Origin of the sequence: Mycobacterium sp. ACS4054 (assembly GCF_001667275.1) — a bacterium.
Classification (GTDB): Bacteria; Actinomycetota; Actinomycetes; order Mycobacteriales; family Mycobacteriaceae; genus Mycobacterium.
In genome coordinates, this window is the sequence record NZ_LZHV01000035.1 from 35896 (window position 1) to 56633 (window position 20738).

Genomic DNA, 20738 nt, shown 5'->3' on the forward strand with positions numbered 1-20738 from the left:
GCCGGCTCAGCCGGTTAGCGGTTGGTCCACTTCCAGCACCCGGATCTCGCCCGAGGCGCCGTCGACCTCGACGAGTGCGCCGGCCGGCAGCGACTTGGTGGCTCCCTGCACGTCCACCACGCAAGGGAACCCGAATTCGCGGGCCACCACCGCGGCATGCGACATCGGGCCGCCGAGTTCGGTCACCACCGCCGCGGCGTAGCAGAACGCCGCGGTGTATCCGACGTCGGTGACCTCGGCGACCAGTATCTCGCCCGGTTCCAGGTCGTCGATGGTCTCGGGCCGCACGATCCGCACCCGGCCGCGAACCTTGCCGCCACAGACGCCGACCCCGCGCAGGGTGTCCCCGCTGGCGAGAACCGCCGAGGCGGTTGTGGTCGGTTGCCAGCTGCCGCTGAACACCGTCGGCGGGACCACGCCGGCCAGCCTGCGTTGCTCGGCACGGCGCCGGGCCACCAACGCGCCGACATCCGCCGGCAGCGCATCGAGCTCGTCGACGAGGAGATAGAACACGTCATCGGCGGATTCGATTATTTGGGCCTCGACCAACCGGCGCCCGTACTCGCGCATCAGGTTGCGCAGCACCCAGTTGGCCCGCACCACTTTGTCGCGACGGACTTCGCGATCGCGGAGCTGGCGCGTCGCCAGCTGCGCAATGGGCCTGGCGTGCAGCGGAATTCGGGCGTGCTGCGGCTGAGGAGTTTCGGGCGCGCTCATGGCCCTGGTCACCATCCGGACGAGCAACTCGGGATCGTCGGCGTAGCTGATGGACAGCATCTCGAGTTCGGCCGGGCCGCGATGCCCGATCAGCGCCAGCTCGGCCAGCACGGCGGCGTGAAACTCCGGGGCCTCCACCGCAAGCTTGCCCAGCCGCTCCCCCGGTTCGGCAAGCAGCGCCGTCACTTTCGGATCGCGCTGCGCCGCGACCACCAACCGCTGCATGGCCTCGACCGATCGGGCACTGACCAATTCCGGCCCCGCCGGCGCGGCGGTGTCCCGCCCGCACAGACCGCGCAGCAGGACGTTGAACGCGGCACACAGCATGAACGACGCCGAGGCCAGCACCCAGCCGTGCACCACAGCGTCGCGCGCCAACGAGATCAGGCTGAGCAGCCGGCGATCGTCCAACCGGGTGAAGTCGTCGGCGAGGCGCTCCAGGCGATCGACGTCGGCCACGAATTCGTGGGTGTCCCGCGACGAGCCGGCGGACAACCCGATGAGGTTGACGCCGAAGACCCCGATGTTCCGAACGGTCCGCAATTGCTTTCGGACGCGGCCGGTTTCGGAACGGGGGCGCTCGGCACCGAAGATCGGTAACGACGCCATGCTTGGGCCGAAGAAGCCGCTGTTGCTGACGATCGTCGAGGGCTTGGCGAAGGGCACCGTTTCGGCCATGAAGTGCGCGGAGGTGATTGCGCCGTAGAGCCGATTGGCGAACACCGCGACCGTCCGCATCGCGATCTCACGCTGGATGATGCCGCCGGGCCGCAGCCGCTCGGCTATGGCCACGCCGCCGGCGCGCAGCCCGCGTACGGTCACCGAGGCAGACGCCGGCGAGAACGGTCCGGGCAGTGCCTCCGACAAATTGGTCGCCAGAAACGTCGGAAAGCGCGGGTCAATCGGAGTATCGAACTCCCCGTTATCCCCCGGTGGTCCTGCCCATTCGGGCTTGACGCCGTCTTCGCTCGGCGCGTCGACGGCGGGCAGGTCCGCGATGCTGGTCATGCGCCACGGCAGCGATATCACCCGCCTGCCCAGGGTGATCCGGCCGCGTACCGCGAGCGCGAAATCCTCGACGCACTCAGCGGAGCTCCACGCCGGGCGAAAGTCCCACTGCTCGCGCAACCGGGCGGTATCCATGAACGGGGCGCCGCGCACCTGCTTCAGCCCGGCCGATTCAGCGCCGAGCGGCACGATCGGGCGTCCGAGTGCCGCGGCGACCCGCCGGAAGGTCAATTCACCGGGAGCGGCGAGATTGACGGCGCCGCCGCCGATTTCGCTGTCCACGATCGCCCGGTCGAATAATCGGAGAGCGTCGTCGAGGTGGACGACCTGCATGAGTCGGTCGAGCGAGCCATCGGGGAATGCCGGCAGCGCCAGCAACCGGCGCACCCAGTTGTCGACGCCCCGGCCGAGGATCAGCGCGGAACGGACCGCGACCCATTCCAGACCGGATTCCTCGAGCATCCGCTCGGCCCGCGCCTTATCTTCGCCGTCGGCGCCGACCGGCGCTTTCGGGTCGTGCTCGGTCTTCGGCGCATCGCCGCCGCCATAGACGTGCGGCGACGACGCGAAAACGATTCTCCTGGCTCCGGTCTCGGCCGCCGCGGCCAGGACATTGCGGGTGCCGTCGACGTTGACTTGCCGCCTGGCCCCATCGTCGTGCGCCCACGCGAAGGGGGCGACGACCTCGGCACCGGCCAGGGCGCGGTTGACCGCAGCGGCGTCCCGGACGTCGGCCCCAACGAATTCGGCTGCGCTGGGCCAGCTTTCGGGCTGGTACCGCGCGATTCCGATGACGTCGTGGCCCTCGCTGAGCAGGCGCGACGTGAGGCCCCGGCCGAGCACGCCGCCGGCCCCGGTGACGGCGATCCTCACTGGCTACCCTTGCCCAGGCTCATGGCTATTCGTCGTCGTCCATCAGCGCCGCGTTGAGGAGATCCTCGAGGTCCATGTCCGCGATGTCCTTCTCCGAGGTCGCCGCGTCGGCAGGTGCCTGCCCGTCGACACGACCGCCGTCGGCTTCGTTCGCCAACGCGAGCAACAGCTCCAGCACCCCGGCCTGTCGCAGGCGCTTGACCGGAATGGACCCCACGGCGCGCTGGATCTCGGCCTCCCCGGGCGCGGCGGCCGGACCCCGTTGCTCGGCCGCGCCGACGAGTTCGGAGTGCATGTAACCGGCCAGCGCGGCGGAGTTCGGGTAGTCGAAGATCAGCGTGGGCGACAGCGCCAGGCCGGTGGCGGATTTGAGGCGGTTGCGCATCTCGACCGCGGTGAGCGAATCGAAGCCCAGCTCCTGGAACGCGCGGTCCGGGTCGATGGACTCGGGGCTGGAGCTGCCGAGCACGGTGGCGATGTTGGCCCGCACCAGGTCCAGCAGCACCGCCTGCTGCTCGTCCTCGGGCAGCCCTTCGAGGCGTTGCAGCAGAGCCGATTTCGACTTCGCCGCGGCGAGCGAATCGTCGACCTGGCGCCGGGTCGGCGCGTTGATCAGATCGACGAACATCGGCGGCAACGTCCCGTTGTCGAACTTGACCCGCAGGGCGGCGAGGTCGATGTGGGCGGGCAACAGGAACGGCTCATCGACGATGAGCGCGGTGTCCATGAGTTCCAGCGCCTCGTCGGAGGACATCGCGACAATGCCGTCGCGGCCGAACCGGGCGCGATCGGCCGCCCCGAGCGCACCGGTCATGGCGCTGGCCTGATCCCACAGGCCCCAGGCCAGCGACATCGCCGGCAGGCCATGCGTCCGCCGGTGCACGGCCAGCCCGTCCAGGAACGAGTTGGCCGCCGCGTAGTTGGCCTGGCCCGACGCTCCCGCCAGCCCCGCCATCGACGAGAACATCACGAACGCAGAGACATCCAGGTCGCGGGTCAGCTCGTGCAGGTTCCACGCCGCGTCGACCTTGGCCCGCAACACGGCCTCCACCCGTTCGGGGGTGAGCGAGGAAATCACCGCGTCGTCGAGCACGCCGGCGGCGTGGATCACCCCCGAAAGCGGCCGCTGCACTGGGATATCGGCGATCACCTTCGCCAGCGCCTCGCGATCGGCGGCATCGCAGGCGACGACGTGCACCTGGGCACCGGCGGCCGTGAGCTCGGTCGTCAATTCCGCGGCGCCCGGCGCGTCCAGGCCGCGCCGGCTCACCAACACCAAGTGGCGCGCGTCGTGGCGGCTCACCACGTGGCGGGCCAACGCCGAACCCGCCATTCCCGTGGCCCCGGTGATCAACACCGTGCCGGCCGCCCAGGCGTCCGGCATGGTCATGACGACCTTGCCCACGTGGCGGGCCTGGCTCAGATACCGCAGCGCCGCCGCCGCCCGTCGTACGTCAAACCTGGTCACCGGCAACGGCCTCAGCACGTCGTCGGCGAACAAGGCGGTCAGCTCGTCGAGCATCTGGGCGATACGGTCCGGCCCGGCCTCGAACAGATCGAAGGCGCGGTAGCGCACCCCGGGATGCTGCTCGGCAACCGCCTCGGGTTCGCGCATGTCGGTCTTGCCCATCTCCAGGAACACGCCGCCGGGGGCGACGAGGCGCAGGGAGGCATCGACGAAGTCGCCGGACAGCGAGTCCAGCACGAGGTCCACGCCACGCCCGCCGGTGACGGCGCGGAACTTGTCCTCGAACTCCAGGCTGCGGGAATCCGAGATGTGGTCGTCGTCAAAGCCCATGGCCCGCAGGGTGTCCCACTTGCCGCGGCTGGCGGTGGCGAAGACCTCCAGGCCGAGGTGGCGGGCCAACTGCACCGCGGCCATCCCCACGCCGCCGGCGGCGGCGTGCACCAACACCCGCTGGCCGCGCTTGGCCGCGGCCAGATCAACCAGGGCATAGAAGGCGGTGGCGAAGACCACCGTGGTCGTCGCGGCCGCCGTGTGCGACCAGCCGGCCGGCATCTTGGCCAGCAGCCGCTGGTCGGTCCTGGCGATCGTGCCCGTGCCATCGGGAAACAGTCCCATGACGCGGTCACCGACCACGAAACGACCATCCTCCGACGAGGTTTCGATGACGACGCCGGACGCCTCGATGCCCATGACGGCGTCGGGGTCCGGATACAACCCGAGCGCGATCATCACGTCGCGGAAGTTCGCGGCCAGGGCCGAGACCGCGACCCGGACCTGTCCCGGCGCCAGCGGGGCGTCGGCGTCGGGAATGCGCTCCAGCCGCAGATTCTCGAACGTGCCGTGGCTGCTCATGCCGAGCCGCCACGGCTCGTCACCCGGCGGCACCAGCAGGCCGCCGACGGCGCGGCTGCCATGCACCCGGGCGGTGTATACCGCCCCGCCACGCAGCAATACCTGCGGCTCACCGACCGACAGCGCCGCGGCGACGGACTCCTCGTCCAGGACGCCGTCGGTGTCCACCAGCACGATCCGGCCGGGGTGCTCGGTCTGCGCCGAGCGCACCAGTCCCCACACCGCCGCGCCCGCCAGGTCGGTGACGTCCTCCCCCGGCAACGCCATCGCGCCGCGGGTCGCCACCACCAGGGTGCCCGCCCCGTCACGGGCCAACCAGGACTGCAGCACCGGCAGCACCGCTCGCGTGGCCGCGTAGACGTCGGCGACGACGTCGGTGGTGACCGGGGCCGACTCGAACACGACCGCCGACGGTTGTGCTTCGAAGTTGTCCGATTCCGGTGCGCCCCAGTGGGAAACCGAGACCGGCTGCACCGAGGTCGACCGTTGCACGGACCAGATGATCTCGAAGAGGCGGTCGGGGCCCGAGCTGGAAACCGCCGCCAGCAGCTGTTGATCGGTCACGGGCCGGGCCACCATCGACGCCACCGAGAGCACCGGCAGGCCCAGGCCGTCGGCGAGTTCGATCGACACGGCCGACTCACTCACCGGCACGATCCGCGCCCGCACCGCCGTCGCGCCCGCTGCGTGCAAGGAGACCTGCTGCCAGGAGAACGGCACCAGCATCGAACCCTCGGGGAGCCCGTCGCCGTCGGACGCCAAGATCACCGCGTGCAGCGCGGCATCGAGCATCGCCGGGTGGACGCCGAATCCCGCGGCAGACACTCCGGTGTCGGCGGGCAGGGTCACTTCCGCGAACACCTCGTCGCCGCGGCGCCACATGGAGGTGAGGCCGCGGAACGCGGGCCCGTACCCATATCCACGCTCGGCCAGCAGCTCATAGCCGTCGCCGATGTCCACCGGGGTGGCGCCCAGCGGCGGCCACGCCGACAGGTCGGCGCTCGGCTGCACCGATCCGGGCCGCAGCACACCCTCGGCGTGCAACGACCAACCCGCGCCCGCATCGCCACGCGAGAACACCGACACGGCGCGCGCACCCGAATCGTCCCCGCCGCCGACCACGACCTGGACCGCAACCGAGCCCGAGCCCGGAAGCACCAGCGGCGCAGCCAGATTCAGTTCGTCGACAATTCCGCAGCCCACCTCGTCGCCGGCGCGGATGGCCAGCTCGACGAATCCCGCGCCAGGGAACAGCACCACGCCGCCGACGGCGTGGTCGGCCAACCAGCCCTGTGCGCTTGGCGACAACCGGCCGGTCAGCACCACTCCACCGGATGCCGGCAGCTCCACCACCGCGCCGAGCAGCGCGTGCTCGCCGGGCGCCAGGCCCAGCCCCGCGGCGTCAACCGTGGCGCCGTCACCGGAGAGCCAGAACCTGCGACGCTCGAAGGCATAGGTGGGCAGCTCCACGAAATTGGCGTGGCCGACCACCGCGCGCCAATTCACGTCCATCCCGGCGACGAACCCCTGCGCGACCGCGTTGGTCAGCGTCACCGGCTCCGGGCGGTCCTTGCGCAACGCCGACATGGTGATCACCGGCGCGTCCGGAAGCGTCTCCTCGATCGAAGCCGTCAGGCCGCCGCCGGGGCCCACCTCGAAGAAGCGGTTGCCACCGGCCGCGTGCACGAAGCGGACGCTGTCGGCGAACCGCACCGCTTCGCGAATGTGCCGTTTCCAATAGACGGGCGAGGCGAAATCGTCGGCCGCCAGCTGCCCGGTCACGTTCGACACGATCGGTATCGTCGGTTTGCCGACGGCGAGCCCGGCGGCAACGGTGCCGAACTCGTCGATCATCGGTTCCATCAACGGCGAGTGGAACGCGTGCGACACCGCCAACCGGTGGACGCGGCGGCCGTCGGCGCGGAGTTGGTCCGCGATCGCGCTCACCGGGTCCTCGGCGCCCGAAATGACCACGGACGCGGGCCCGTTGACCGCGGCGATGCCGACATCCGGCACGAGTAGCGGGCGCACTTCCTCCTCGGTGGCCTGCACGGCGATCATCGCCCCGCCCTCGGGCAGGGCCTGCATGAAGCGGCCCCGGGCGGCGACCAACACCGCCGCATTCTGAAGCGACAGGACGCCGGCGACGTGCGCGGCGGCCAGCTCCCCGATCGAGTGGCCGAGCACGAAGTCGGGGCGAATGCCCCAGGATTCGAGCAGCCGGAACAGGGCGACTTCCACCGCGAACAACGCCGGCTGCGCGAATTCGGTGGTGTTCAGGACGTTTTCGTCGGTTCCCCACATGACATCGCGCAGGGGCCGCAGCAGGTGCCGGTCCAGCTCCGCCACGACGCTGTCGAACGCCTCGGCGAACACCGGGTACGCCTCGTGCAAACCCCTTCCCATGCCGAGCATTTGGGCGCCCTGGCCGGGGAAGACGAAGACGGTCTTGCCGCCGGGCGTCGCCGTGCCCTGAACGACCGAAACGACTTGACCGGTCGCCACCTCGTCCAGGCCCGCCATCAGCTGCCCGCGGTCGCCACCGACGACCACGGCCCGATGTTCGAAGTGGGAGCGGCCCGCCAGCGACCACGCCACATCGGCGATGTCGAGCTCGCCGTGCCCGCGCAGGTGCGCGGCCAGCCGATCGGCTTGAGAGCTCAACGCGGGCAGCGACTTTGCCGAGATCGCCCACGGCAGCACCGGCGGCCGCTCGCGGTCGGCGGCGGGTGCGTCCTGGACAGGCGCGGCCTCGATGATGACGTGGGCATTGGTGCCGCTGATGCCGAACGACGACACGCCGGCCCGGCGGGGGCGAATCGCGGGCCAGGCCCGGTGTTCGGTCAGCAGCGACACCGATCCCGCCGACCAGTCGACGTGCGGGCTGGGCTCGTCGACGTGCAGGGTCGCCGGCAGTAGGTCATGGCGCATGGCCAGCACCATCTTGATGACGCCGGCCACGCCTGCGGCGGCCTGGGTGTGGCCCATGTTGGACTTGATCGATCCCAACAGCAGCGGCTCGGCGCGGTCCTGCCCGTAGGTGGCCAGCAACGCCTGGGCCTCGATGGGATCGCCCAACGTGGTGCCCGTGCCGTGGCCCTCGACCGCGTCCACCTCGGCCGCGGACAACCCGGCGTTGGCCAGCGCCGCACGGACCACACGTTGCTGGGACGGGCCGTTGGGGGCGGTCAGGCCGTTGGACGCGCCGTCCTGGTTGATCGCCGAACCGCGCACCACCGCCAGCACCGGGTGGCCCAGCCGCTGCGCGTCCGACAGGCGTTCCAGGACAAGCATTCCGCCGCCCTCGGAGAACCCGGTGCCATCGGCGGCCCCCGCGTACGCCTTGCACCGGCCATCGGCGGACAGCCCCCGCATGCGGCTGAACTCCACGAAGATGTCGGGTGTGGCGTTGACGGTGACGCCACCCGCCAGCGCCAGGTCGCACTCGCCCGAGCGCAGCGACTGCGCCGCCATGTGCAACGCCACCAACGACGACGAGCACGCCGTGTCGACCGACACCGCGGGGCCCTCCAGCCCCAGCACGTAGGACACCCGTCCCGACGCCACGCTCGACGACTGCCCGGTCAGGCGGAAGCCCTCGGCGGCCGGGGCGGCCCCCATGCCGTAGCCCTGCGTGTACACGCCGGCGAACATGCCGGTGGCGCTGCCCCGCAACGCGGCGGGGTCAATTCCGGCCCGCTCCAACGCTTCCCAGGACAGCTCCAGAAACATCCGCTGCTGCGGGTCCATCGCCAGCGCCTCGCTGGGCGCGATGCCGAAGAACGCCGGGTCGAAGTCCGCGACGCCCTCCACAAAGCCACCGGTGCGGGTGTAGCAGGTGCCCGGGACGTCGGGATCCGGGCTGTAGATGCCGCCCAGGTCCCAGCCACGGTCGGTGGGGAACGCCGAGAGCACGTCGCGGCGCTCGACAAGCATCTGCCACAGGTCGTCGGGGGAATTCACCCCGCCCGGATAGTGGCAGGACATGCCGACGATCACGATCGGGTCGTCGCCGACCGGGCGGGCGACCGGGGCCGGCGCAATCTCCTGCGGCACCCCGGCGAGTTCGCCGCGGATGTAGCCCGCCAGGCCGTTGGGCGTCGGGTAGTCGAAGATCAGTGTGGGTGAAAGCGCAAGCCCGGTAGCGGTTTTCAGCCGGTTGCGCATTTCGACCGCGGTCAGCGAGTCGAAGCCCAGGTCCTGGAACGCCTTGTCCGGGTCGATCGCCTCCGGCGTGGTGTTGCCCAGGACGGTGGCGATGTGCGAGCGCACCAGGTCCAGCAGCACGGCGTGCTGTTCGGCCTCGGGCAGCCCGTGCAGACGGTGGGCCAGAGCCGATTTCGACCTGGCGGACGCGAGCGAGTCGTCGACCTGGCGCCGCGCGGGCGCGTTGACCAGGTCGGCGAACATGGGTGGCACCGCGGCGGCGTGCGCGCGCAGCGCGTTCAGGTCGATGCGGGCCGGGGCCAGGAACGGCTCGTCGAGGATCACCGCGGTGTCGAACAATTCCATCGCCTCGTCCGACGACAACGCCAGGATGCCGTCGCGACCCAGCCGCGCGAGGTCGGCGGCGTCCAGCCCACCGGTCATCGCGCTGGCCTGATCCCACAGCCCCCATCCCAACGAGATGGCCGGCAGCCCGTGGGCCCGCCGGTGCGCGGCGAGTCCGTCGAGGAAGGAGTTGGCCGCCGCATAGTTGGCTTGCCCCGACGACCCGACGAGGCCGGCCATCGACGAGAACATGACGAACACCGGCAGGTCAAGGCCGCGGGTGAGCTCGTGCAGGTTCCAGGCGGCATTCACCTTGGCGCGCAACACCGCGTCCACGCGCTCGGGAGTCAACGAGGTGACAACCGCGTCGTCGAGGACGCCGGCGGCATGGATCACCCCGGTCAGCGGGTGGCTCGCGGGTATCTCGGCGAGCACGGCGGCGAGCGCCTCGCGGTCGGCGGCGTCGCACGCGACCACCCGCGCCCGGGCGCCGGCGCGCTCCAACTCGGCGACCAACTCGGCCGATCCGGCCGCGGCGGAACCGCTGCGGCTCAGCAACACCAGGTTCTGCACCCCGTGTTCGGTCACCAGGTGCCGGGCGAGCGTCGAACCCGCCATTCCGGTCCCGCCGGTGATCAGCACGGTGCCCGCGGCCCACGCGTCGGGAAGCGTCATGACGACCTTGCCGACGTGGCGGGCCTGGCTGAGGTATCGCAACGCCGCCCGAGCGCGCCGAATGTCGAAGGTGGTCACCGGCAGCGGCCGCAGCACGCCGGCGTCGAAAAGACCGGCCAGCTCGATCATCCACTGGTGCATCCGCGGCCGGCCGGGCTCGAAGAGGTCGAAGGCGCGGTAGCGCACGCCCGGATACTCCTGCGCGATCACACCGGGGTCGCGGATGTCGGTCTTGCCCATCTCCAGGAACATGCCGCCGGGGGCCACCAGCCGCAGCGAGGCATCCACGAAATCGCCTGCCAGCGAGTCCAGCACCACGTCCATGCCGCGACCACCGGTCACGGCGCGGAACTTTTCCTCGAATTCCAGGCTGCGGGAATCCGAGATGTGGTCGTCGTCGAAACCCATGGCCCGCAACGTGTCCCACTTGCCCCGGCTGGCCGTCGCGAAGATCTCGAGGCCGAGGTGCCGGCCCAACTGGACGGCGGCCATGCCCACACCACCGGCGGCGGCGTGCACCAGCACCCGCTGCCCCGGCTTGACCGCGGCCAGGTGCACGAAGGCCATGTACGCGGTGGTGAAGACGGCCGAGATGGCGGCGGCTTCGGCGTACGACCAGTCCGACGGCATCGGCTGCAGCAGGCGCACATCGCCGGCGACCAGCGTGCCGCTGCCGTCGGGGAAGAACCCGTACACCGAGTCGCCGACCGCGAATTCGGTGACGCCCGGGCCGACTTCGGTGACCACGCCGGCACCCTCGCCGCCGACCAGCGCGTCGTGGGTGAACATGCCCAGGGTGATCATGATGTCGCGGAAGTTGGCGGCGATGGCGCGCAGCGCGACACGGACCTGGCCCGGCTCCAACGGCGCGTCGGCGTTGGGAACCGGCTCCAGCCTTAGGTTTTCGAAGGTGCCGGCGCTGCTGATGCCCAGTCGCCAGGGCCCCTCGCCCGGGGGCACCAGAAGGTCGTCGGCTGCGCGGCTGGGCCGCACGCGTGGGGTGTAAAGCTGGCCGCCGCGCAACAGTACCTGCGGCTCGCCGGCCGCGAGCACCGACGCCGCCGCCTGATCATCCAGCGACACATCGGAATCCACCAGGACGATGCGGCCCGGATGTTCCGTTTGCGCCGAGCGCACCAGGCCCCATACCGCCGAGCCGGCCAGGTCGCTGACGTCCTCGCCCGCCAATCCCACCGCGCCGCGGGTCGCAACGATCAACACCCCGGAGTCCCGCTCGGTCAACCAAGCCTGCACCGCGCTCAGCGCCTGGTGGGTGCGCGGGTAGCTCGCGGTTAAGGGATCCTGTTCGGTGACAACGGATTCCACGATCTCGTAGGAGGGCGCCGGGTCGGTGGCGGCCGAGGCGGCCGAAGGCGACCAGGCAACCTCGAAGAGTCGCTCGGGACCCGAGCTCGACAGCGCCGCACGCAGCTGGCGCTCGCTGACCGGACGGGCAACCATCGCGCCGACCGACAACACCGGCAAGCCCAGCCCGTCGGCGAGCTCGATCGAGATCGCGGTGGTGCCCCCGCCGCCCTGCCCGGCGGTGGGCGCGATCCGCGCGCGGACCGCGGTCGCACCCGCGGCATGCAGCGAGACGTCCTGCCACGAGAACGGCAACATCACGTCGACGGGCCGGCCCGCCGCCTGCTGGGCCATGATGACGGCGTGCATTGCCGCGTCGAGCAATGCCGGGTGCACGCCGAACCCGCTGACGCCTCCCGCCGCGTCCGGCAGCCGCACCTCGGCGAACACCTCGTCGCCGCGGATCCACGTGGCCGTCAGTCCCCGAAACGCCGGGCCGTAACCGTATCCGTGCGCGGCCAACTGGTCGTAGCCGTCGGCCAGGTCCACCGCGACCGCACCCTCGGGCGGCCACACCGACAGGTCGGCGCCGGCCTCGATCGACCGGGAGCTCAGCGTGCCCTCGGCGTGGCATACCCATCCCGAACCGGCGTCGGCGCGGGAAAACACCGACACGGCGCGCCGGCCCGATTCGTCGCCGGCGCCGACAACCACCTGTACGGCAACCGAACTCGAGGCGGACAGCATCAGGGGCGCCTGCAGCGTCAACTCGTCCACCACCGGACAACCGACTTCGTCGCCGGCCCGGATCGCCAGCTCGACGAAGCCCGCGCCCGGGAACACCGCGGCACCGGAGACGGCGTGATCGGCCAGCCAGCCCTGCAGGCTCGGCGACAGCCGACCCGTCAGCAACACTCCGTCCGAGGCCGGCAGCTCCACGACCGCGCTGAGCAAGGCGTGCTCGCTGGTCCCCAGGCCCAAGCCCGCGGCGTCCGCCCCGATGCCCTCGCCGGACAGCCAAAACCTGCGCCGGTCAAAGGCGTACGTCGGCAGCTCCACGAAGCTCGCGCCGGCCAACACACCGCGCCAACTCACGCTGACGCCCGCGGCGAACGCGGCCGCGGCCGACGTCAGGAACCGCCCGAGTCCGCCGTCGTCGCGGCCCAGGGTGGGAACCACGATGGCCTCGGAGTCGCCGGCCGCGTTTTTCAGGCAGTCGTTGGCGGTGTCTTCGACACCGGCGATCAGCGCGGGGTGCGGGCTGGACTCGATGAAGGTGCGGTAGCCGTGCTCGCATGCGGCGCGCACCGCTTGGTCGAACTGCACGGTCTGCCGGATGTTGCGATACCAGTAGGCGGCGTCCAAACCGGCCGTGTCCAAACGATTTCCGGTTACCGTGGAGAAGAAGGCGATGCGCGAGGAACGCGGCTCGATACCGGCCAGGGCTTCGGCCAGCTCGTCACGGATGGCCTCGACCTCGATTGAGTGCGACGCGTAGTCCACGTCGATCCGTCGGGTGCGCAGCTCCAGGTCGGCGCAGAACCCGACGAGTTCGTCCAGGGCCGCAACGTCACCCGATACCACCACCGCGGAGCGCCCGTTGACGGCCGCGATGCTGACGCGATTGCCGTAGGGCGCCAACAGTTCCCGCGCGCGCTCGGTGCTGCACGCGATCGACAGCATGCCCCCGGAATGGGCCAGCGATCGCAGCAGCTGGCTGCGCAGCGTGACCACCCGGGCCGCATCGCGCAGCGGCAGGGCGCCGGCGACATACGCCGCGGCGATCTCGCCCTGCGAATGGCCGATCACCGCGTCCGGGCTGACCCCGACCGACTTCCACAGTTCGGCCAGCGAGACCATCACCGCGAACAGCACCGGCTGCACCACGTCCACGCGGTCCATCCCCGGCGCCCCGGGGGCGCCGCGCAGGACGTCGATCAGCGACCAGTCGACGAATTCCGCGAACGCTTCGGCGCACGCATCGATCTGCTGCGCGAATACCGGTGCGGTGTCCAGCAATTCGACGCCCATGCCCAGCCATTGCGAACCCTGGCCGGGGAACACGAAGACGTTCTTGCCCGCCGGCACCGCGGAGCCCTGGATCACCGAACCGCTGAGGTCCGCCATCTCGGAGCCGGCCAGTTCGTCCAGCCCGGCCAGCAATCGGTCCCGGTCGCCACCGACGACGACGGCCCGATGCTCGAACGTCGCGCGGCCGGCCAGCGTCCAGGCCACGTCGGCGACCTCGAGCTCCTCGTGGCCGCGAATGTGCCCGGCCAGCCGGGCGGCCTGAGACCTCAACGCCGACAACGATTTCGCCGACACCACCCACGGCACCACCGCCGGCTTCGGGCCGTCCTCCGGCGGCTCCGGCGCCGGGGCCGCCTCGACGATCACGTGCGCGTTGGTGCCGCTGATGCCGAACGACGACACGCCGGCCCTACGCGGCCGTTCGGCCGCCCAGGGTTGCGCCTCGGTCAGTAGTGACACCGATCCCGCCGACCAATCCACGTGCGGGCTGGGCGCATCGACATGCAATGTGGCGGGCAAGATCTCGTGGCGCATGGCCTGGACCATCTTGATCACCCCGGCCACGCCGGCGGCGGCCTGGGTGTGACCCATGTTCGACTTGATCGAACCCAGCCACAGCGGCTCGGGGCGATCCTGGCCGTAGGTCGCCAACAGCGCCTGGGCTTCGATGGGATCACCCAGCGTGGTGCCCGTGCCATGGCCCTCGACGACGTCGACGTCGGCCGGCGACAACCCGGCGTTGGCCAGCGCCGCGCGCACCACCCGCTGCTGCGACGGACCGTTGGGCGCGGTCAACCCGTTCGACGCGCCGTCCTGGTTGACCGCCGAGCCGCGCACCACCGCCAGCACCGGATGGCCCAGCCGCCGCGCATCCGACAGCCGTTCGACGACCAGCATCGCGCCGCCCTCCGACCAGCCGACGCCGTCGGCCGCGCCGGCGTAGGCCTTGCAGCGGCCGTCCGGGGCCAGCCCGCGGTGGCGACTGAACTCGACGAACACGGTGGGCGTGGCGTTGACGGTCGCGCCCCCGGCGAGCGCCAGATCGCACTCGCCCGAGCGCAGCGACTGCACCGCCATGTGCAACGCCACCAGCGACGACGAGCAAGCGGTGTCAACCGAGACCGCCGGGCCCTCCAGCCCCAGCACGTACGACACCCGCCCCGAAGCGACGCTGGAGGTCATGCCGGTCAGGCGGTAGCCCTCGATCTCCTCGGCGAGCATGCCGTAGCCCTGGACGATGAGGCCGGCGAACACGCCGGTGGCGCTGCCCCGCAGGCCGCTCGGATCGATCCCCGCCCGCTCCAGGGCCTCCCAGGACAGCTCCAGCAGCATCCGGTGCTGCGGATCCATGGCGAGCGCCTCGCTCGGTGCGATGCCGAAGAACGCCGGATCAAAGTCGGCGACGCCGTCCACGAAACCGCCGGTCTGCGCGTACGTCTTGTGGCGGGCGTCGGGGTCCGGGTCGAACAGGCTCGCCAGGTCCCAGCCGCGATCGGTGGGGAACTCGGTGATGACGTCGCGGCCGTCGGCGACCATCCGCCACAGGTCTTCCGGGGTCTCGACTCCGCCGGGGAACCGGCAGGACATGCCGACGATCGCGATCGGCTCGCTCGACCGCTCCAGCAGCGCACGGTTGGTGCGTTTCAGGCGCTCGACCTGGACCAGCGCTTTGCGCAGCGCTTCGGTCGCATGCTGGAGTTGATCCACCATCACTACCTCTCGCCTAACTTGGCCGTCAGCTGCCCCGATGCGACTCTCGCCGAGTCACGGAAATTGCTGCACGATGCGAAGTCGTGCTGCTCTCCGGCCCAAGAATGTCGCTGGTGAGTATGGCCAACTCCGACGGGATTTCAAAACGTCCGATGCTCCCGGCTGCTACAGGAGGACCGGCTTTGGCGCGCGCGACGCGCCGCTGCGCCCGCGGGTCTCGTGGCCTGCCCGGACCCGAGTGCACCGCGGTACAGCTGACGCGCCGTCCATGGCGCGACTGTACCCGGCTGAGCATCGCTGGTGGTCAGAGCGGTCAGACACCCGCCCGGCGCCAGCCGTCGGCGGCCCGGGCGGCGCTGATCAGCACGTCGCACAGCTCGCGCAGTTCGGTCGCCGGGGCCCCCTCTTCCAGGGCGGTGGCGACGTCTTCCGCGGCGCACCGCACCTGGTAGACCCGGTCCGACAGGTCGGCCGCGTCGTCGGCCGACAGCACGATCGCGTCGGCGGGCAGCGCCAGCGCGGCTCCGCCGCCGCCCCGGGTCAGCGAGGCGCGTTGTTCGTATGCCCGCTGCCGGCACGACTGCCGGCAGTACTGGCGGCGCCGTCCCATCCCGGCGTCGGACACGTCTCGACCGCACCAGCGGCACGGCTGCGGGTGGGTGCGACGGCTCACGCCTGCCGACTTTATCGGGATTGCGCGGCGATCCCGGTATCATTGAAGGCCGCGTCGCGTACGCCGGCGGCCCATCCGGGGAACTACGCGGAGCGCCGCAACGTTTGCCGAATGGACATACTTGCCCGACAGCTCAGAGGACCCAGAGGAGTAGCAACATGGCTGATCGCGTTCTTAGAGGCAGTCGCCTCGGAGCCGTGAGCTACGAGACCGACCGCAACCACGACCTCGCGCCGCGTCAGATCGCGCGGTACCGCACCGAGAACGGCGAGGAGTTCGAGGTCCCCTTCGCCGACGACGCCGAGATCCCCGGCACCTGGCTGTGCCGCAACGGCATGGAAGGCACCCTGATCGAGGGCGACCTCCCCGAGCCGAAGAAGGTGAAGCCGCCGCGCACGCACTGGGACATGTTGCTGGAGCGTCGCAGCGTCGAAGAACTCGAAGAGCTGCTCAAGGAGCGTCTCGAAATCATCCGCACCCGCCGCCGGGGCTGAGCCCGGCCGCTTAGGTGCGGTTGTCGGCGCGCTGGCTGCCGGCGCGGGTCCTACGGCCCTCGATGCCCCAGCGGGTCACCTTGACCAGCGCCTCGCGGATGTTGGATCCGCTCATCTTGGAGACGCCGAGCTCGCGTTCGGTGAAGGTGATGGGCACCTCGGCGATGACGAACCCGCCGCAGACGGTGCGCCAGGTCAGGTCGATCTGGAAGCAGTAGCCCTTGGAGTCGACCGCATCGAGCCCGATCGCCTCGAGGACCTCACGGCGGTAGGCGCGGTAGCCGGCGGTGATGTCATGCACACCGATACCCAGCGCGATCCGCGCGTAGGTGTTGGCCGTCCACGACAGCGCCCAGCGCCGCCACGGCCAATTTCGCACCGCCCCGCCCTCCACGTAGCGGGAACCGATGGCCAGATCGGCTCCGGCGTCGACGGCGTCCAGCAGCAGGTGCAGCTGCTCGGGGGCGTGGCTGCCGTCGGCGTCCATTTCGACCAGCACCGAGTAGTCGCGGCTCAGCCCCCAGGCGAAGCCCGCCAGATAGGCGGCGCCCAGCCCGTCCTTGGCGGTGCGGTGCATCACGTGGGTGCGACCGGCATCGGCGGCCGCCAGCTCCTCGGCGAGCTCGCCCGTGCCGTCGGGGCTGCTGTCGTCGACGATGAGCAGGTGGACGTGGGGGCAGGCGTCCTTCAGCCGCCGGTGGATCACCGGCAGGTTCTCCCGCTCGTTGTAGGTGGGGATGATCACCAGGACGCGCTCGCTGGGGCGGCTGCCCGGGACCCGGGGCGCCGGCTGGCCGGTGGTCATGTAGCTCCTCTGTGTCGGCCGGAATGGCGCGACGGTCGTCGGCCGCCCTCGTGGGGCGGAGTGTAGTCACCGTCGGTGTCCGGCGGCGTCTGGTCCCCGCCCTCCTCGGGCGGACTGGCTGAGTCGGCCTCGTCGGGCGGGCTGTCGCCCGCGGGCGCACCGCCGTTCGGGGATTCGTCCGGGGCCTCGGACCTCTGACGAATGGGACGCGGGAACCATCTATTGTGCCGCATCCCGGCCAGGATGGCCGCTCCGGCCGCCGCGACCAGGAGCCACTGCAGCAGCGGGCCCCACCGCGTCGCCGGCGTCAGTTTGGTCTTCAGCCGTACCTGGATGTCCAGGTAGTCGGGCTGGAAGAAGTCCGTGCGCACCAGCTCGGCGCCGTCCGGCGCGATCACCGCGCTGATCCCCGTGGTGCCGGCGACCACCACGTATCGGTCGTGCTCGACCGCCCGCACCTTGGCGAATCCCAGCTGTTGTTCGCTCATCGTCTTGTTGAAGGTGGCGTTGTTGCTCGGCACGGCCAGCAACTGGGCACCGTTGAGCACCGCCTTGCGCGGGACCCGGTCGAAGATCACTTCCCAGCAGGTGGCGACCCCGACCGGCACCCCGGCGATGTGCACGACGTCCCGGCCCGGCCGGGGCACCATGTTCCCCGCGCGGTTGGCATAGCCGGACAGGTGCCTGAACAGCCACGGCATCGGCAGGTATTCGCCGAACGGTTGCACGATCTCCTTGTCGTGCCGGTCCGCGGGGCCGGTTAACGGGTTCCAGACGATCATCGTGTTGGTGTATTGGGGGTTGTCCGGCGGGCTGCCGGGCAGTTCGGACACGGTGCCGATGAGGATCGGGGCGCCGATCGCGGTCGCGGCCTGCGATATCTCCAGCGCGGCGTCGACATTGGCCAGCGGATCGATGTCCGAGGAGTCTTCCGGCCAGATGACGAATTGCGGTTGCGGCGCCTGCCCGGAGCGCACGTCCTCCGCCAGCCGCAGCGTCTCGTGGACGTGGTTGTCGAGCACCGCCCGGCGTTGCGCGTTGAAGTCGAGACCCAGCCGCGGCACGTTGCCCTGCACCGCCGCGACGGTGACCGAGGGTTCGCCGCCCGACCCGGTGCCGGCGTGCCGCACCTGCGGCCAGACGATGACCGCCGCGAACAACACGAGGCATATGCAGACGCCCGGCAGGACCACCGCCGGCGGTGCCGCATCGGCGTTCGCCGGTTCGTCGCCGCTTCCCGCCCGGCGGCCGGCGTGCCACCACTTCACGATCTCGATTGCGATGGCGGTCGCGCTGAAGCCGATCAGCACGATCGCCAGGGAGAGCAGCGCGGCGCCGCCGAGCTTTGCCAGTGGCAGGAAGGGGCCCTGCGCCTGGCCGAATGCCACCACGCCCCAGGGGAAGCCGCCGAACGGCAGGGTGGATTTCAGCCACTCCTGGGCGGTCCACACCACGGCGAACCAGACGGGCCAGCCCGGCAACCCGCGCACCAGCACGGCGCACAGCCCGAACAAGGCGGGAAACAGCGCGCACGTCATCGCCAACACCGTCCAGGGCACGGCGCCGACGAGGGTGCTTATCCAGGGCAGCAGCGGCAGATAGAAGGCCAGCCCGAACAAGAAGCCGTAACCCAGACCGCCCGTCGGCGTGGTCGCGGGATGTTTGAGCACCCAGGCCAGCAGCGCGGACGCGACGACCGCGGCCCACCACCAGTTCAGGGAGGGGAAGCTGGTGAACAGCAGCACACCGCCCGCGGTGGCGCACACCAGGCGGGCCAGCCGCGGCCGCATGGCGGCCCGGACGGCGGGCAGCCGCGCGAGCGCCGCCGCGCCCAGCCGGCCCGGCACGGCTTGCAGACGGGCCGCGATCGGCCGGGCGCCGGCGTCGGAGGCGTCGGTTTCGGGCTCGGGCTCGACGGCGGCGGGCTCGTCGCCGCGTTCCGATTCCGCTTCGTCGCTGATCGGGTCGCTATCGGGAGTTGCGCCGGGATCGTCCACCGGGTCGTCGTCCCTAGCCATGGATGACAGCGCCCCGATGCACCGTCCGCCGGCACCGCGGCAAAGCGTCGGTCGGGCCCAGGCGGGGCAGGGCCGGCACCCGGGCGCGCGGGTCGGTCGACCAGCGCGCGACGGCGTCGCGGGGCGCGTGGACGTCCAGGGCCCCGGCGTCCCAGACGGCGTAGGAGGCCGGCGCGCCGGGCACCAAAGTCCCGGTCTTGCCGTCGTGCACCCCGGCGGCCCGCCAGCCACCGCGGGGCGCCGCGGCGAAGGCGGCCCGCGCGGACACCGCGCTGCCGGGGGTGTGATGGTTGACCGCCGCGCGCACGCTCGCCCACGGGTCGAGGCCCGTTACCGGTGCGTCCGTACCTAGCGCGAGGGGCACGCCTTGGGATGCTAACAGCGCGAGCGGGTTGAGCTGACTGCCTCGCTCGGCGCCCAGACGCCGCGCGTACATGCCGCCGGTGCCGCCCCACAACGCGTCGAAGTTGGGTTGCACGCTCGCGATGACGCCCCACTGCCCCAGCCGGGTGGCCTGCTCGGCGGTCACCATCTCGAGGTGCTCGAGGCGGTGCCCGCACCGGGCGACGGCCACCGACCCGAGCCGCGCGACGACCCGTTCGAGAGCCGTCACCACGGCCGACACCGCGGCATCGCCGATGACGTGGAAGCCGGCGGTCACCTGCGCCTCGGTGCACGCCCGCACGTGCGCCTCGATGAGGTCTGGGTCGAGGTAGCAGGTGCCGCGCCGTTCCTCGGCGTCGGCGTACGGCTCGTGCAGCCAGGCGGTGCGCGACCCGAGTGCGCCGTCGACGAAGAGGTCGCCGGCCAGCCCGCTGGCGCCGGTCTCCTCGATCAGCGCACGCGCCCGGGCGGGGGTGGTCACCGCCTCGCCCCAATAGCCGGTCACCTCGACGCCGTGGTCCAGGGCCCGCAGCTTCAGCCAGTCGTCCAGCCCGCCGATCTCGGGTCCGGCGCATTCGTGCACCGCGACGATGCCGGCCGCCGCGGCCGCCCGCAGGGCGGCCTCACGGGCCTCGGCGAGCTGCTCGGGGCTCAGCAGGCCGCGCGCGACGGCGCGGACCAGGTGATGGGCGTCGCCGCTGAGCGGACCGTCGGGGCTGAAGCCGGCGGCCGCCGGCAGGTCGGCGGCCAGCCGGCGCAATCCGGTCGAGGCCAGCGCGGAATGGACGTCCACCCTGGACAGATAGGCGGGCCGGTCCCCGAGGACGGCGTCCAGGTCGGCGGTTGCCGGCGCGGCGTTCTCGGGCCACGACGATTCGTCCCAGCCGTGTCCCCACACCAGCCGGCCGGGGTGGGCGGCCGCATAGTCGGCGACCATCTGGACGCACTGCGCGCGCGAACCCGCCGCGCGCAGGTCCAGCCCGCTCAGCGTCAGGCCGGTCGCGGTCAGATGGATGTGGCTGTCGACGAAGCCGGGTGCCACGAAACCGCCGTCCAGGTCCTCGATGTCCGTCCCGGGGAACAGGCTGCGGCCGACGTCATCGCTGCCCAGCCACGCCACGACGCCGTCCTGCACCGCCATGGCGGTGGCGTCGGGATGGGTCGGGCTGTGCACCCGGCCGTTGACCAGCAGCGTGGTTGCAGTCACAGGGCAAAACTACGTGGGGCGGCGGGC

5 protein-coding genes and 1 pseudogene are annotated in these 20738 nt (G+C 71.3%); 1 reads left to right on the forward strand and 5 read right to left on the reverse strand.

All coding sequences use genetic code 11. The annotated features are described in order from the left end of the window. Positions 1–6 precede the first annotated feature (6 nt). The 3 genes from A5730_RS07795 to A5730_RS07805 form a co-directional block, all read right to left on the reverse strand. On the reverse strand, positions 7–2598 hold the full coding sequence (locus A5730_RS07795; protein ID WP_067897882.1) for a sugar epimerase family protein: 2592 nt from the start codon (positions 2596–2598) through the stop codon (positions 7–9). A gap of 25 nt (positions 2599–2623) precedes the next feature. After that, entirely contained in the window at positions 2624–15130 is a 12507-nt protein-coding gene (locus A5730_RS07800) for a type I polyketide synthase (RefSeq protein WP_067897885.1), read from the reverse strand. 313 nt (positions 15131–15443) lie between these two features. After that, positions 15444–15803: a hypothetical protein gene (locus tag A5730_RS07805; protein WP_082946745.1), complete on the reverse strand. Its 360-nt coding sequence runs from the start codon at positions 15801–15803 to the stop codon at positions 15444–15446. A 158-nt stretch (positions 15804–15961) separates the two neighbouring features. On the opposite strand from A5730_RS07805, the gene rbpA reads away from it, so the two are divergent. Next, positions 15962–16297 carry an RNA polymerase-binding protein RbpA gene (gene rbpA / locus A5730_RS07810; protein WP_007170328.1) on the forward strand — a complete coding sequence of 112 codons (336 nt, stop codon included), beginning with the start codon at positions 15962–15964 and terminating at the stop codon, positions 16295–16297. A gap of 10 nt (positions 16298–16307) precedes the next feature. On the opposite strand, the pseudogene lnt reads toward rbpA, so the two are convergent. Then, positions 16308–18892 (reverse strand): annotated as a pseudogene (gene lnt, locus A5730_RS07820) (apolipoprotein N-acyltransferase). 220 nt (positions 18893–19112) lie between these two features. Then, positions 19113–20645 carry an amidohydrolase gene (locus A5730_RS07825; RefSeq protein WP_067898002.1) on the reverse strand — a complete coding sequence of 511 codons (1533 nt, stop codon included), beginning with the start codon at positions 20643–20645 and terminating at the stop codon, positions 19113–19115. Between the last annotated feature and the right edge of the window lie 93 nt (positions 20646–20738).

What these genes read in the sequence shown, in the direction of transcription:
- A5730_RS07800 (WP_067897885.1), bottom strand. Translation starts at nt 15,130, where the DNA reads ATGGTGGATCAACTCCAGCATGCGACCGAAGCGCTGCGCAAAGCGCTG.
- A5730_RS07825 (WP_067898002.1), bottom strand. Translation starts at nt 20,645, where the DNA reads ATGGCGGTGCAGGACGGCGTCGTGGCGTGGCTGGGCAGCGATGACGTC.
- rbpA (WP_007170328.1), top strand. Translation starts at nt 15,962, where the DNA reads ATGGCTGATCGCGTTCTTAGAGGCAGTCGCCTCGGAGCCGTGAGCTAC.